Source organism: Microvirga brassicacearum, from assembly GCF_008757455.1.
GTDB classification, from domain to species: Bacteria; Pseudomonadota; Alphaproteobacteria; order Rhizobiales; family Beijerinckiaceae; genus Microvirga; species Microvirga brassicacearum.
This window is the reverse complement of sequence record NZ_VCMV01000077.1, coordinates 44,878-59,628: the sequence shown is the minus strand read 5'-3', so window position 1 is coordinate 59,628 and position 14,751 is coordinate 44,878. Positions and strand designations below refer to the sequence as shown.

The window sequence follows — 14,751 nt, the reverse complement described above, 5'->3', positions numbered from 1 at the left end:
GATTCTGAATTTGCCTGAACTGTTCCCATAGTCGAATTAGGACATGATATCGTGAGCTTGGATCTTTCTACCCCCATTCTAGTTGTGGACGATTACCAGACGATGGTGCGAATTCTCCGCAACCTGCTGAAGCAGATCGGCTTCAATGATGTTGACGATGCCTCTGACGGCACGGCTGCCTTCGCGAAGTTGAAGGAAAAGAAATACGGCCTGGTCATTTCCGACTGGAATATGGCGCCCATGACGGGGTACGAGTTGCTGCAGCTGGTGCGCGCCGACGAGAAGCTGAGCACGTTGCCTTTCATCATGGTCACGGCAGAGGCCAAGACCGAGAACGTGGTGGCGGCAAAAAAAGCCGGCGTAAACAATTATATCGTCAAGCCCTTTAACGCCGAGACGCTGCGCAGCAAAATCAGCGCGGTCATGGGCGAGTAGACAGCGAGCGAAGACCATGAAAACGCAAAAGAGATTTCGGATCGAATCTGATCGCTCCACGGCGATGGACGACGGATCGGCCAGCGATCGGCACGCCGAAATTATGGATGCTCTTTCATCGCTGAAGGAGAGCGTCGCGCCGAGTCAGGTCGTCTCACGGTCCCTGCTTGAGGAAAGCCGCCGCGACATGCAAGAGGCCCTTCGGCTCAGGAGCGAACTCGAACTGATTTCGGCTTCAATCCAACGCACCAAGCAGGAAATTGTGACGCTGCATTATGCGGGAGCACAGGGGCAGGAAATAGCGAGCGCCACAGATGAACTCGGCGCAGTGGTATTGGGCACCGAGACCGCCACACACACGATTTTGGAAGCGGCTGAGAAAATCGACGAACTGGCAAGCAATCTTGCGGCTCGTCTTGCTGGGGGTGATCGCGATATCGCGAAGGAGATTTCCGATCAGGTCATCAGTGTTTTCGAAGCCTGCAATTTCCAGGACATCACCGGGCAGCGCATTAGCAAGGTCGTGGCTTCCATGCGCTTTGTCGAGGAGCGCGTCACCGAGATGATCAAAATCTGGGGTGGCATCGAGAGCTTCAAGGATATCGAGCGGCTACAGGGTGCCAATGCGAACGGCGAGCAGAGCCTGTTGAATGGACCGGCGCTCGATCACGATCCCGGCAGAACTTCGCAAGACAATATCGACGCGATGTTTAATTAGGCTTAGGTGCCGATCCACTCAATTGCCAATGAGAGACTTTGCCTGATGCCCAGCTGGTGTCAGGCATTTTTTTGCACTTGACGATTCGATGCGCTGTCGTTGCGCGCGCTCTCCTGATGGTGGTTACACCTTCAGGCCGCGAACAACCACCGCCCCGCGACCGGCCGCGACTTTCACCTGCTTCAAGTTGAGATTCCCAAGATTGGGAGCTTGGATCATCACCGCATCATCGTCTATTTTTTTTGCCTTCACGCCACCAGTATCGGCGCGGTAAATCAAGAGCTCATATCCGTCCCGCTCAATTTCAAGCCGATCCTTAGGATCGAACCCCGCACTTTCCCAGAGCTTCCGCTCGACTTGGATCACGGTCACGTATTTCCGCGGGTCCTTCTTGTCGGGGAGCGAGTACACTAAAGCCTGCGGCAGCCAGGCGCTGCCGTCCCAATCCCTCTCTGCCGCGGGCATTCTGGGGCGCACGGTTGAGCGTCGGATCGGCGAAGTGGTGGTCGCGCCGTCGGAATTTCCTCCTGGCGACGGAGTATTCGGCGGAGACACGATCCCGGCCGGTTGAAGCGGGTGTTTTCTGGGGCGTCCGCGCCGGCGCGGCATCTCTGGCTCTGCTCCAGGGAGCGCCGGACGTGCTGCCTGGGCCACTTCGGGGATGCGAATTTGAGAATCCTGAGGAGCGTGCGCACCCGCCGCGAGCGGGACCTTCCTTGGACGGCCGCGCGGGCGTCGGACCTCAGAAGGGCTCGAAGAAGCGGCCGCTGGTGCGGAAAATTCCGGTTCGCGAATCTTGCGAGGACGTCCGCGCGGACGACGACCGACAAAGCTGTCGTCGCTGGAGGAGGCAGCCCCACCGGCCATCGCCGGCGAGGGCAGCGCGACCTCCGGCTCCTGGATTTTCCGCGGCCGACCGCGCGGGCGGCGGGGCGGCACGGGAGCTGTTGGAGGAATCGCGACACGGTCATTCTCGGATCCCGCGCCAGGTGCGGCCTCGGGTCTGATCTTCCGCGGGCGTCCTCTCGGCCTGCGAACGGCGCTGTCGCCCGCCACTATGGCTCTTTCGGCGCTCATTGCTTCAATATGTTCGCTTCCGCGCCCGTCAAGCGTGTAGCCGGTCTGCATGCCTTCCTGAAGGTCTTGGATTGAACTGACGGCGTCGCGGACGCTGCCGGTAATCACCTCTTGTGTTTGAACAACGAGAGGAGCCAAGCGCGCCACGGCTTCGATGTGCTGTTTCTGGAGATCAGTCTGCTCCCCTTGCATCGACATTTGCTCGCTCTGCAGCGAAACCATCTTGCCGATTTGCTCGACCATGAGCTCCATCGCGGCTCGCATATTCTCAATGTCAGAAGCAATCGAGGAGATAATTTTCCCGGCCTGCTGGGCATCGGCCTCGGCGGTCACGCGAGCAGGAACAATCGGCTGAGGGCCAGATCCAGGTGCCGTCGACGGCAAGGAAAAAGTTTCGCTCTCGGCCACTCGCGAGACTTCGCTGCCTTGACGTGGTTTCGGCTCAGACGGTTTTCCGAGGTGCCGTTTCAGAAGGTCATCAACGTTGATTTTTTTCTTACTGTCTGACATTGAAAACCCGTTTTGCTACTCGTATTCGCCGTAAACCCTCTGTCGCCCCATTACGAGGAGCTTAGGATAAAAATCGCTATCCCGCCGACGCGCCCTAGCACCCAATGCACTGCTTATTCAAGAACTTCTACCGGGCAAAAAAGTATTCGCCTCATAGAAATCGACCATTTTTGCATGCGGCCGAGCGATGAGTAAAATAAGTTCGGCAAATCACGACCACACAAGACAGTGACAGGTTATAGTTTCTCTACCTACCTCAGCCTCACGTAATCCTACAGGGCGGTGTCTTAGCGGATCCCTTAGCGTCTCTAAATGAGATTCCATTTAAGCAATGGGTGGTTGTTGAGCGGCCATCATTTCATCTTGTCGCATCTCCGTCGAAAAATTCCTAGTGGTCAAGCTCCGGTTTATTTGGCAAAAAAGGATACGTTTTTATAAATTTGGACGAATTCTAAAGTCTGGGACTTCACGCTCGCTCAAATCGGCCAATCCGCCATCATTCAACAGAACCTGCCTCCTAAAAGTGTTCTCAATATGCCGAAGCGACTGTGCCTCGAAGGGGCGGATTAGTAACACGATAACAACTCCGACGAAAGGAATTCGATCGGGGGATGTCCCACAACGCGTCGCCTGGCCATTGTGCCGACCCATGGATGCCAAAATGCTTTTTAAAAAATTATCGTATAAATTCTGAGAACGGGTTGCGGATATCTAGCGCGCCGTGACCGCGATAATGTTCCAAAAAATTCGGTTTAAATTGTGTCTTTTTGGCCGCATCCACGTGCATACGGCCGCTTATCATTTATAAAACTAAAATTGCTGTTTTTTTTTAAAATAGACGCTCTAATAATATTTAACCGCTTATCGGAGCGCCGGTATTATCAAATGCGATGACCGAGTGCTTTCCACCCTCTCCATGGCGGCCGGTCAAAGGTGGCGGCAAAGCGCCCTGCCTCTGAATAATTCGCCTCAGCAAATCGCCTTGCTATCCACGTCACCTCTCGGGAGTTGCAGCCAATCATGGACGACCTGCTAAGCGAGTTTTTGGTGGAGAGCGGCGAGCATCTCGAGACAGTGGACGCCGAACTCGTACGCTTCGAACGAGATCCGAATAATCAAGCCATTCTCGGCAACATCTTTCGCCTCGTTCATACCATCAAGGGAACGTGCGGATTCCTGGGCCTTTCCCGCCTGGAAGCGCTTGCGCATGCGGCCGAGTCTCTGATGGGAAAGTTTCGCGATGGCATGCCGGTCACGACTCCCGCCGTCTCGATCATTTTGCTGACGCTCGATCGGATCAAAACTATCCTGGACGAATTGCAGCGCCGTGCCGTCGAGCCGGAAGGATCGGATGCCGATCTGATCGATGTGCTGGAAGAGATGACGCTCGGCAAGAACACGGCTCCAGCGTCCGAGCCACCCAAGACGTCAGCGCCGCAAGTCTTGGCTCGGCCGTTGCGGCCAGGAGAGGTTTCGTTAGACGAGCTCGAGCGCGCGTTTCAACAAACGCCGGGCCCGGAGCCGGAGAGCACCGCTCCTTCTCGCAACTCCGATCGCGCAGGGAGGGATGTGCTCGGCAATTTGCAGTCAGCCATCGAGAATAACCCAGAGACATCGGCGCTGGAGATGTGCACCATCGCTATTCCGGAAGAAAATGCCGGCCGGGGAGGGGGCGCCAATGTGGCCGAAGAACCTGCCATCAAAGCGCAAACCATCCGGGTCAGCGTCGAGACCCTGGAACATCTGATGACCATGGTGTCCGAGCTTGTGCTGACTCGCAATCAACTGCTGGAGATTGCGCGAAAGAGCGCCGCGGATGAGGGCTATAAAGTGCCGTTGCAGCGGCTGTCGCAGGTGACTGCGGAGCTGCAGGAAGGCGTGATGAAAACGCGAATGCAGCCGATTGGAAACGCTTGGCAGAAGCTGCCGCGAGTCATCCGTGATCTCTCGACGGAGCTTTCCAAGAAAATCGACCTCGTGATGAACGGCGCCGACACCGAACTTGATCGTCAGGTCCTTGAAGTTATCAAGGATCCGCTGACCCACATGGTCCGGAACTCTGCAGATCATGGCATCGAGTTGCCGCATGAGCGGAAGCTCGCCGGAAAGCCGGAGCGCGGCTCGATCCGCCTGAACGCCTATCACGAAGGCGGCTCCATCACGATCGAGATTGCGGATGACGGCAGAGGATTGGATTTCGCGGCTATCCGCAAGAAGGCGGTAGAGCGCGCCATCGCGTCGGACGCGGAAGTCCAGCGGATGAGCGAGAGCCAGGTCGGCAAGTTCATTTTTCACCCCGGCTTCTCAACGGCTGCCAATGTCACGTCTGTATCCGGGCGTGGTGTCGGTATGGATGTAGTGAAAACCAATATCGAGTTGATCGGCGGAACGATCGACATCCGCTCCGAAAAGGGAGGCGGCACTACCTTCACCATCAAGATCCCGCTGACCTTGGCGATTGTTGCCGCGCTGATCGTGTCGTCAGAAGACCAGCGCTATGCGATTCCGCAGGTGGCCGTTCTTGAGCTCGTGCGGGTGTCGCCTGGGTCCGGACACGCGATCGAGCGCATCAACGGCACTCCGGTGGTGCGCCTGCGCGAGAAGCTGTTGCCGATCGTGCCGTTGTCGAAGATCACCGGACGGGGCGGCACTGCCGAAATCGACGAGGGTTTCGTCGTCGTAACCCAGGTCGGGCAACAACGGTTCGGCATTCTCGTCGACGGAGTGTTTCACACCGAGGAGATCGTGGTTAAACCAATGTCTTCGCGACTGCGCCATATCCAGCTATTTTCGGGGAATACGATCCTGGGAGACGGCGCAGTTGTGCTGATCATCGACCCGAACGGTCTGGCTCGCATGGTCGGGTCGAGTGCGGACGACCGTCTCCACAGCGACGTCTCGCTTGCGCAGGACACCGCGTTCAGTGACGACACGACCTCGCTTCTGGTTTTCCGCGGCGGCGCTGCGAGCGTGAAGGCGGTGCCGTTGGCGCTGGTGACTCGTTTGGAGGAGATTGATGCTTCGACGATCGAACAGTCCGGCGACCGTCTCATGATCCAGTACCGGGGGCGTCTCATGCCGATTGTCGCATGTGACGACCAGCTCGAAATCAAGCGGGACGGCCTACAGTCTCTGGTCGTCTTCTCCGATGGAGAGATGTCGATTGGACTTGCCGTTGCGGAGATCGTCGATATCGTCGACGACACCCTCGATATAGAGCTCGTGGCCAATCGTACGGACCTGATCGGATCTGCGGTGATCCGGGGGCAGGCGACAGAGGTGGTCGACGTGGTGCATTATTTGCCCCTCGTTGCTGGCGCCTGGATGCGCTCGAGTGCGAAGCACGAGGTTTCGTCGCGATCGATCCTGCTGGTGGACAGTTCGTCCTTCTTCAGAGACATGCTGGTTCCTGTCCTCAAAGCGTCAGGATTCCGAGTGCACTCGGCTGCCAATGCCAAGGAAGCGTTGCAACTGATAGGGGGCGGAACACCAATCGACGTGATGGTTACGGATCTTGAATTGTCAGGTCATTCCGGACTGGAGCTTGTCGCAGCCTTGCGCGCCGATCCTCATCATGGGGGAATGCCTGTCATCGGCCTGACAATGAAAAAGAGCCAGCGGCAAATCGCTCTCGCACATCAGCTTCGGATTTCGGAGCTGGTGACAAAGATTGATCGCAGCGGACTCCTCTTGGCGCTGTCGGAGTTGGACGAGAGGCGAGACGAAGCCGCATGAGCGGCTGATTTGCCGGCAGCGCCTCGGTGCAGGTCAGCCGGGCTAATGAAGGAACGCCGCTGTCAACGGCAGATCATCGACATTATCGTGTTCGCGGACCTCGACCGCCAGCGACTGAAGAGAAGCTGCTATTGCGTCTCCACTGTGGCTGACCAGGACGGCTGGAATGCAAATCGGCCCGATGACGTCATCGTCCCTCTCAAGCGCCATCACGATAACGCCCGAAGGTTCGGCTGCGACGTGCAAGATCTTGCCGCTTACGGAGCCGAGATAATTGTCACGAACGAGAATCGCCAGTTCGAATCCCCGTTGAATCTGGCAGATCGTCATTTCGGCGATGGCTCTGTTCCAGGACAGCGGCGATCGGACATTCACATCCTGCATCTTCAGCGCCCGATTGATCCTCCGGATCCAGAGCGCGAAACGATCTCCGCCTGGGGGGACCGACTGTTTTACGGGAACACGCTTTCGATTGATTTCAGAACTGGCACTGAGCCCGATATAGGCGCGTTGACAAAGACGTGTTCCGTATTGTGGAGGGACTGGCGATTTTGAGCGGCGTTTGATCTCATTGATGAGCTCACGACTGCGCCGAACGTCAGTTGGCTCGGAACTCATGATCAGTCGTAACAATCTTCTGATCTCTCCGGGACGCGCATTGGCAAGATCCATCGTTCCCAGCGCGGTATCGCCAAATTTGATCTTTTCGCCGGGAGCCACAACGGGCGTCTCCTCGAATGACTGCACGAGGATATCGAGGTTTTGTTGGCTTCGGAGAACCCCCTCGGCATCCGGAGCAAGCCCTTCGACGGGAACAACGAACAGATGATGGACACGAACATTCCGGGCCCCCGCCGCGCCTTCCTGTTCGTCGAGAACCAATCCCGCGCAGTCCTTGAGCCATGCGAGAAAATGATTGATCGAGTCATCTCCGACCAAGTCGGCGATTCGATTCTGGGTGGAGATCAATGCGGCGTCAAACCCCGGGTGATCGAGCAGTTTGTGAGCAGTCTCATACGCATTTGCACTGACCGAATTGCCACGTTTCCAGAGGCGGGAAAGCTCCAGAACTTGTGCCGCCAGATCGTCACCGGCGTTTCGTAGCGCAGGCTGGAGGTCAAGGTTCATAAACCAAAGTTCCCGAGGGCCGGACGATGCCCAGAATCCGAGTTTTCGACCAACATCGCCCTTTCGCAATACGATTCTGCAGATATCAGAACACGATCGCGCCAGCTTGGCGGTCCTTCGCCCGAATGACTCGCGAATTTACGGAACGGTGACGATTCTCTCGTCGACTGTCGCTTCGCCATTGAGAAGCTCGCCCAAGGCCGGGCTCGCAATAAGGTTCGCCATTGTCTTGGAAGCGCTTTCATCGAGCGACACGACCACTCCACCACAGACGCTCCGTCGACCAGCCATTCTGTAACAAAGAACATTGGCCGGCTCGATGCGTTCCATTTCGGCAGCAACGAAACCTTGTAGCGTGCCCAATTTGCCGCTGACGCCGTTTGCTATTTCAAGACCACCGAAGCGGCCCGTTATCATGTGCGGTACGATGCGCAATCTTTTCTGCTTCTGGAAACCGACAGCCAATCGGGGATTGGCGAGCGCGACGACGACGCGCGGATCGAAATGGAGGAACCCATCGACGGAAAGGGAATCTCGAATTGTCCTGAAGTCATCAAAAACCGCCATAGCATTCAGGTCGTCCAGGCAGACCAGGATCCGACGATGAAGATAGTCCGGCCCATGCACGTTGCTGCAGATTTCGAAGGCGGTCGCCCCCTGCAAGGTGATCGACGAGCGCAGCCAGCCAACGCCCGCCGTCTGCTCGCGCCCGTCCGGTATCACCACGTTATGCGCGCGCGACGAGGTCAGATAGCGGCGAACCGTACCGGTTTGGTTTTCTCCTGAACCGCCCGCATCGACGATCCAAGGCATTCCCCCCGACGAATAGACGAATGACGTGCAGTGGCTGTGCACGTGCGATTGGCCCTGTTCTGAAAATGCCGCGCAAAAATAACCCCATTCGCGCCCTGGTTCGTAACGCCGCGCAGCGACGATCCCGGCATCGGCGAACGCAAGGACCCGAGATCCATAAGGATACGACAGCTCCTTGCGGATGCCGGGATGGCTCGTCCATTCCTGCCCATAAGTGCAGATCAGCGTTCCGAGTGCTGTTGCATGATCGAATTGCCGCGGCGTCTCACCGAACGGTGGAAAAAAGCCGGTCGGGTCGAGGAGAGGCAGGATCGCAAGCGCAGCGTTTTCCAATCTCGGGCCCAGATGCCGTGCAAGGGAAGCGGCCTCGGGCATGTTCTTCAGCATGTCCGTGAGAATGAGACCCAGCGCAATCAGTTCGAACCGGTAATATTGCGATGGCTCGAAGATTTGTCCTTCTGGCCCGAGCAACTGGTCGAAGCTGTCTCGCAGGCAAGCGAGGGCGACCGACGACCAATGATCGGACAAAGGCAGACGCGGCAAAATCTTGGCAAGACTGAGCAGGGAGGCGGCGGCGTGGATCTGGTAGATGGGAGACGAGAAGACATTCTGGCCGACGATTTCGGATATGGCGAAGCAGTGCCGGACCAATTCGCCGGCGAGTTCCAGAAGATCCGTGGCACCCCTTTGATCCTTCGAGGCTAAGCCCAGCACCAGCAATTCAGCCAGAACTTCGGCTCGCGTCGACATCGTCAAAGGATGAAGGGCAATACCGTCTGCGGGCTCACCCAATGGGTTCGCGCGCGACCAAGACAACGCAAGAGCGATTGCCTGAGCGAGTGCTCCTGATGATGAAGGCTTGGCGATGTCGAGGAGCCAAGACAGCGAATGAAATTCCATTCGCCACACGCGCGATCGAAATGGATCCTCTGTCCAGTTTGGCTCGACGGGCAAAGGCCAGCCGGGACATCTGCCGAGATGTAGTCTGCCCGAAACAAATTGCCGGTCTCGGCCCCGCTGGATGACCCTGAGCTTCTCATGGATCAAGGACGCCGGTGCTAGAACATTCCTGTCCAGCAGGAGATCAAAAAAATTCGAGGCGTTCTCGCCGGGTTTCGCCGGCTTCGAGAGCGCGGGGTTGTGGGTGAACCGTTCGATGAAAGCCAGCGCATCCGTCACCTCTCCGGCGGTGATGTTCTGCAGGAGGAGTGATTCATCCAACGATACTTCCAGCGGCACGACGAGCTTCATTTCCGACTCCGGACGCCATGTTCGAAATCCAACGTCGACCGTCATCGCCTGCGGCGGCACCGTGATAGCCAACGTGAATCGTCGAGCTTGCCCGTGGGCTGGAATATCAAGAAAGGCGCCGGTTTCGGGCGTCGTGAGGGTGTCTGGGTATGGTTGGGGCAGCTCGATATTCTGCGCGTCCCGAAAGACGATGCGGGCGAGTGCACCCTCCGTGTTATCGTCGTTGATGATCTGTCCACGAAGGTAGAGCGTTTTCTCTGGCACCACCGCATAGCTGAACCAGTTTGGCTCCGGCGTCATCGCTCTCCAGTTCCGCCTGACATCCCTGATCGAACGGAGCTCGTCCTGCGAGGGGATGAGCAGTTGTTCGTCTGTCAGATCCGGCGCATCCCGCTGCACGAACTGCGTCACCGCGACGTTCGCCACCCGAAAGGGATGCGAGTTTCGCCAACTGCGGATCGTCAAAAGAAGCTGCGTTGCCGGTGCCGGGATGAGAAAAGTACAGCGAGCGACCGCGGTGCCGGCGCGTCCATCGCGTGCAGAATCCACCGCGACAAAAAAGCTGTAGGGATCGATTTGCAAGCGAGACAGCCCAGGGACCGACGCGAAGTCGATGCTCGAGCCGTCCGCCGCCAGAAAATCCACTCCGATGGCCGCAAAGTCCGGTGCGCCTACGGCCTGCTCGTCAGGATGCGTCCCAATCTGGAAGCTGAATTCACACCAGATGTCGGATGTCACATCCGGGCAGGTCAGAGTCACGCGGGACCATCGATTCGTGGACCCGACCACATGTGCCGCTGCATCCGGCAATACTGACGAATCGCCCGCATAGCGCACCGACGCAGGTGAAATATGCCTCAGCCTTGACACGAAACCGGCCCTCCCGAACTGGAAACAGCGTCGGAATGTCTCCTCACAGGCATGGTTTCCCTTTTCAGTGTGGGCCGCATCAGACTGAGGTTCGGGCCAGCCAGCCGTTTCGAACGCGATAGCAGGTCTTCCGAGTGGTTGCACGGCCAGGTGCTTATTTCCTGCTGGATATTGTGCCGGAACGTGCGTTGCCCTGCAGGCTATAGTCCGGCTTAGCGTATCTTTGTTTCAGACAAGCATGGAGGGTAGGATGGCGGATAGAATGCGGGCTTCGGGAATGGTGCGGTCGGCATTCGGGGGATCCACGACCACGTGCCGGTGAGGGGTGACAAATCCTCCCGACGCAGGATAATAAGGAAACACGGTTCAGCGTTCGACGGTCCAGCTCGGATCGGCGTATCCAGCACGTCAGCGAATTTGTCGACGCTGGAGGACAGGGCTCCCTATGCGACAATCTGACGACATCCAACCTGCGCTGTCACACCAGCATGACACCCATGTGGAGATGTTCGACCTGGCGCCGGTTTCCCTGTGGCTCGAGGATTACAGCGGGCTGAAGCAGCTGTTCGACACCTGGCGAGGATCCGGGGTCACCGATTTGCGCGAGTATCTGCAGGCGAATGTGGCCCGGGTCCAGGCCTGCTCGGATCGAATCCAAGTCGTCAAGGTGAACCGCAAGACGCTGAATCTCTTCGAAGCGGACGACCTCGCGCATCTGGTTGCCAACCTCGGGCAAATCTTTCGCAATGACATGCTCGACACCCATATCGGCGAGCTCGTGCAGCTGTGGGACGGCAAGCGGGAATTCTCAAGCGACACGGTCAACTATACGCTGAGCGGTCAACGGCTCGACATCCAGCTTCGGGGGCGGATCTTGCCGGGGTCGGAAGATACGTGGGATCGCGTTCTGGTCGCCATCGAGAACGTCACCGAGCGCGAAACGGCGCGGCGGAAACTGGCGCTGAGCGAGGAATATGCGCAGGGTCTCTTCGAGCATTCGCCGATTTCGCTTTGGGTGGAAGATTTCAGCACGATCAAGAAATTGCTCGACGAGGTTCGGCGGCAAGGCATTCGCGATTTCCGGGTTTTCACCGATGTTCATCCGGAATTCGTCGAGCGCTGCATGAGCGAGATCCGCGTCATCGACGTCAACCAGCACACGCTCGATCTTTTTCACGCTCTGGACAAGCCGACTCTCCTGCGCCGATTGCGCGAGGTGTTTCGCGATGACATGCGCCCGCATTTTCGCGAGCAACTCATCGACCTCTGGGACGGGAAGATCTTTCAGCAGCGCGAGGTGCTGAACTACTCCCTCGATGGCGAGGAGGTCTATGTCCAGCTCCAATTCTCGGTCCTTCCGGGGCACGAGCAGGACTGGTCGCTGGTTCAGGTCGCGCTGACCGACATCACTGCGCGCAAGAAGGCCGAGGCTTATCTGGAGTATCTCGGCAAGCACGACGTCCTGACTAAGCTTTACAACCGGTCGTATTACGTCGACGAACTCAACCGGCTGGAGCGCAAAGGGCCAGCACCCATCACGGTCATTGTGGCGGACATGAACGGCTTGAAGGCAGCCAACGATCAACTCGGTCACGCGGCCGGCGACGACCTGCTGCGACGCGCCGGAGAGGTCTTAACCAAGATCATCGAGAGGCCCGCTTGCGCGGCGCGTATCGGCGGCGACGAGTTCGCGATCCTTCTGCCCGGCATGGATGAGCGCGATGGGATTGCCATGATGGAAAACATCGAGAAGCTGTCGGAGCTGAACAACCAGTTCTATTCCGGTCTCATTCTCAGTTTCGCGATGGGCGCCGCCACGCGCGAGCCGGGCGAGCGTTTGGAGGATGTGGTGAAGCGGGCGGATCTCAAGATGTACGAGGAGAAACGCGCCTATCACGCAATGGCGGCGCAGCGCGCCAGCCTCTTCGCCGGCTGAATTGGCGCTGCGAAAAAATAAAGGGCCCCTGTCGCGACGGGGCCCTTCGATATGTCGTCTGCAGGAAATCAGTTGAACTTGTAGTTCAGTCCCGCCTTCACCACGCCGAACTCCGTGTCGCGACGGGCCCCTTGATAGCCGTTGACCGTGTAGTTGCCGCGCGTGTCGAGATTGACATAAGAGCCTTCGACCTTGGCGGTAATATTGTTGGTCACTGCGTATTCCACGCCGCCGCCAAGCGTCCAGCCGCCATTGGTGCTGTTGCCGCGGTGATAGCCGAGCTGCGGATCGGAGGAGTTGTTGCCGCCGACGTCGCCATACGCGAAGCCGCCCGTGCCGAAGATGAGGGCGCGATCGAAAGCAAAGCCGAGGCGGGCGCGGAGCGTGCCGTAATAGCCATCCGAATTGCCCGCGAAGTAGCGCGATCCGTAGGAAGCGCCCTTGTTGCCGACCGACGCATATTGAATGTCGGCCTCGGCGCCGATGACGAACATGCCCATCTGGTAATTGTAGCCGGCCTGGCCACCGCCGACGAAGCCGCCATTGCTGCTGCTACCGACATAACCGAAGGCGGGATCGTAGTAGCGGCTGGTGCCGGTGCTCCAGCCATAGCCGGCATTCAGGCCAGCATAGAAGCCGGTCCAGGTGAAGACCGGTATCGCGTCGTAGACCGGGGGCGGCGCGTAGCGCGATGGCATGTCGGCCGCTTGGGCGGAGGACGCGACCAGCGCGAGAGCTGCGGCACCAGAAAGCAATCCGATGAGAGTGTTACGCATGACAATTTCCGTACATAGAGGTCTGACGAAGCGAGAACTCGTAGGCTGTAAGCGCCTATCGGGATCATGAGTAATCTGCCTGCCATTCGGTTCGCAACAATATTATGTAACTTCGATGAAACGTACTTTCTCGATCGTGAATTTTACTATTCGGTAACCAGACATACTGGCCCGGTTAACGCCTTGATCATGAATGTGCGGAGATCGTATCGACCAACAGGCATCGAGCCCGACAGACGAAAGGCCCTGCCTTAGCGCCAGGGCCTTTTCTCAACGCACTTATTTCGGGGAGGGCAGGTGGTCGTAGACCCGGTGCCCGCCATATGCCTTGTGGGACGACTGGTTCCCCCGTCGCCCCATCATATTAGCGCTTGAGATCCGAGATCGCCGCACTCAGAGGTTCCACCGTCTTGGTGAACCAATGCGCCGTCGTCTCGGCAATGTCCTTCCACTGAGCCGACGCCGTCTCATAGGCCTGGCGAGCGCCATTGCTCTGGAGCCGGAAAACGTCGGAGAGGTGCGGTGCGGACACGGTTGTGCGCCAGAGATCCAGAGCTGCGTCGCTCTGGGTCTGCAGGGCATCGATGACCTTGTCGTTGACCGCCAGGGCACCGTGCGCGGACGCACTGACCGCTTCGCCCACGGCCTGTCGCAACGCCGCGGCTTTCGGCGCGACGACGGACGCGATCACCTCAACCGGTGCCGCCAAAGGGGTTTCGATCGCAACAACCGTGACCGGGACGGGGTCGGCCTTGAGCGTCTCCACCGGGGTCGGGACGACCGAGAGAGCAGCCGCCGTTTCGTCGGCGATCGAAGCCCCGTGATGATCAAGGGGCTTTGCCGCCTTCAGCTTCGGCTTTGCAGTTGCGGCAACGCTTTTCGCCGCTGCGGGGGCCTTCACGGCGCCTTTGGCGCTCACTTTTTTAGGTTCAACCATGGCATGCCTCCTCAGGAAGCCTCAGGGGGTGCTACTTCTTCGAAGGGGTGCTGGGCTTCATGGCGGATTGAGCCATCGAGCCGAATTCCTTCATCTGCGCCTGCATCGCTTCGAACTGGGTCCTTACGAACTCGCTCTGAATCTGCATGGCTTCCTGCACGTCCTTCGCGCGGACCATCTTCTGAGCGAGATCGAAAGCTGCCGTGATGTTCTGCTCCGCATAGGAGAGAGTCTTGCGGGTCGCGTCCTTGGCGCTCGATTGCACAGTGGTGGCGGAACCTTCGAACGTGTCGACGGTCTTCTGGGCGGCGCCCATAAAGCCATCGATGGCCTTGCGGGCCTGTTCGACGCTCTTCTCGGCAAAGTCGCGCATTTCAGCCGGAATTTCGTAGCCGGGTTGGTTCGTCGCCATGTGTCACTCCTGTTTGCGGGCGTTGTGCAGTGCAATATCACATTGTGCGGTGCGAAATCAAATCAATCCCTACCCATTAAGGTTATCACGAAGTAAAAGGCTTTAGGAGCGCAACCCTGCAGCCTCTGGACCCCATAATGTTCTAGAACCGTC

Annotated in this window: 9 protein-coding genes and 1 pseudogene; 4 read left to right on the top strand and 6 right to left on the bottom strand. The window is 58.1% G+C overall.

The genetic code is table 11. The features are described 5' to 3' along the window. Positions 1–51 precede the first annotated feature (51 nt). Positions 52–435, top strand: coding sequence for a response regulator (locus FEZ63_RS23635; RefSeq protein ID WP_150949678.1), 384 nt, complete (start codon positions 52–54; stop codon positions 433–435). A gap of 262 nt (positions 436–697) precedes the next feature. After that, the gene (locus FEZ63_RS25860; protein ID WP_244622960.1) at positions 698–1,153 is read left to right on the top strand and encodes a protein phosphatase CheZ; all 456 of its coding nucleotides are present in this window, start codon (positions 698–700) and stop codon (positions 1,151–1,153) included. A 123-nt stretch (positions 1,154–1,276) separates the two neighbouring features. Here FEZ63_RS25860 and FEZ63_RS23625 read toward each other — a convergent pair whose 3' ends face one another. Continuing rightward, positions 1,277–2,740 (bottom strand): hypothetical protein, encoded by a 1,464-nt coding sequence (locus tag FEZ63_RS23625; protein WP_150949674.1) that lies wholly within the window; start codon positions 2,738–2,740, stop codon positions 1,277–1,279. A gap of 1,020 nt (positions 2,741–3,760) precedes the next feature. Between FEZ63_RS23625 and FEZ63_RS23620 the strand changes: the two genes are divergently transcribed. Next, positions 3,761–6,475, top strand: coding sequence for a hybrid sensor histidine kinase/response regulator (locus tag FEZ63_RS23620; RefSeq protein WP_150949672.1), 2,715 nt, complete (start codon positions 3,761–3,763; stop codon positions 6,473–6,475). Between the two features lie 42 nt (positions 6,476–6,517). Here the strand turns inward: FEZ63_RS23620 and FEZ63_RS23615 are convergent, their stop codons facing one another. Continuing rightward, positions 6,518–7,603 (bottom strand): hypothetical protein, encoded by a 1,086-nt coding sequence (locus FEZ63_RS23615; protein WP_150949670.1) that lies wholly within the window; start codon positions 7,601–7,603, stop codon positions 6,518–6,520. 138 nt (positions 7,604–7,741) lie between these two features. Beyond that, the gene (locus tag FEZ63_RS23610; protein WP_150949669.1) at positions 7,742–10,426 is read right to left on the bottom strand and encodes a heparinase II/III domain-containing protein; all 2,685 of its coding nucleotides are present in this window, start codon (positions 10,424–10,426) and stop codon (positions 7,742–7,744) included. Positions 10,427–10,982: 556 nt separating this feature from the next. Here FEZ63_RS23610 and FEZ63_RS23605 point away from each other — a divergent pair. Then, positions 10,983–12,473, top strand: a complete 1,491-nt coding sequence (locus FEZ63_RS23605; protein WP_150949666.1) for a sensor domain-containing diguanylate cyclase — start codon at positions 10,983–10,985, stop codon at positions 12,471–12,473. A gap of 68 nt (positions 12,474–12,541) precedes the next feature. On the opposite strand, the gene FEZ63_RS23600 is transcribed toward FEZ63_RS23605, so the two are convergent. From FEZ63_RS23600 to FEZ63_RS23590, 3 genes and pseudogenes are all read right to left on the bottom strand, one after another. Then, complete coding sequence (locus FEZ63_RS23600) at positions 12,542–13,249, bottom strand: outer membrane protein (RefSeq protein ID WP_150949664.1); 708 nt, start codon at positions 13,247–13,249, stop codon at positions 12,542–12,544. Positions 13,250–13,613: 364 nt separating this feature from the next. Further along, the gene (locus FEZ63_RS23595) at positions 13,614–14,186 is read right to left on the bottom strand and encodes a phasin family protein (RefSeq protein ID WP_150949661.1); all 573 of its coding nucleotides are present in this window, start codon (positions 14,184–14,186) and stop codon (positions 13,614–13,616) included. A 34-nt stretch (positions 14,187–14,220) separates the two neighbouring features. Next, positions 14,221–14,598 (bottom strand): annotated as a pseudogene (locus FEZ63_RS23590) (phasin); the annotation flags it as partial. Positions 14,599–14,751 lie beyond the last annotated feature (153 nt).

Coding starts and splice junctions, on each gene's coding strand:
- FEZ63_RS23625 (WP_150949674.1), bottom strand. CDS start 2,740: ATGTCAGACAGTAAGAAAAAAATCAACGTTGATGACCTTCTGAAACGG.
- FEZ63_RS23620 (WP_150949672.1), top strand. CDS start 3,761: ATGGACGACCTGCTAAGCGAGTTTTTGGTGGAGAGCGGCGAGCATCTC.
- FEZ63_RS23615 (WP_150949670.1), bottom strand. CDS start 7,603: ATGAACCTTGACCTCCAGCCTGCGCTACGAAACGCCGGTGACGATCTG.
- FEZ63_RS23605 (WP_150949666.1), top strand. CDS start 10,983: ATGCGACAATCTGACGACATCCAACCTGCGCTGTCACACCAGCATGAC.
- FEZ63_RS23600 (WP_150949664.1), bottom strand. CDS start 13,249: ATGCGTAACACTCTCATCGGATTGCTTTCTGGTGCCGCAGCTCTCGCG.
- FEZ63_RS23595 (WP_150949661.1), bottom strand. CDS start 14,186: ATGGTTGAACCTAAAAAAGTGAGCGCCAAAGGCGCCGTGAAGGCCCCC.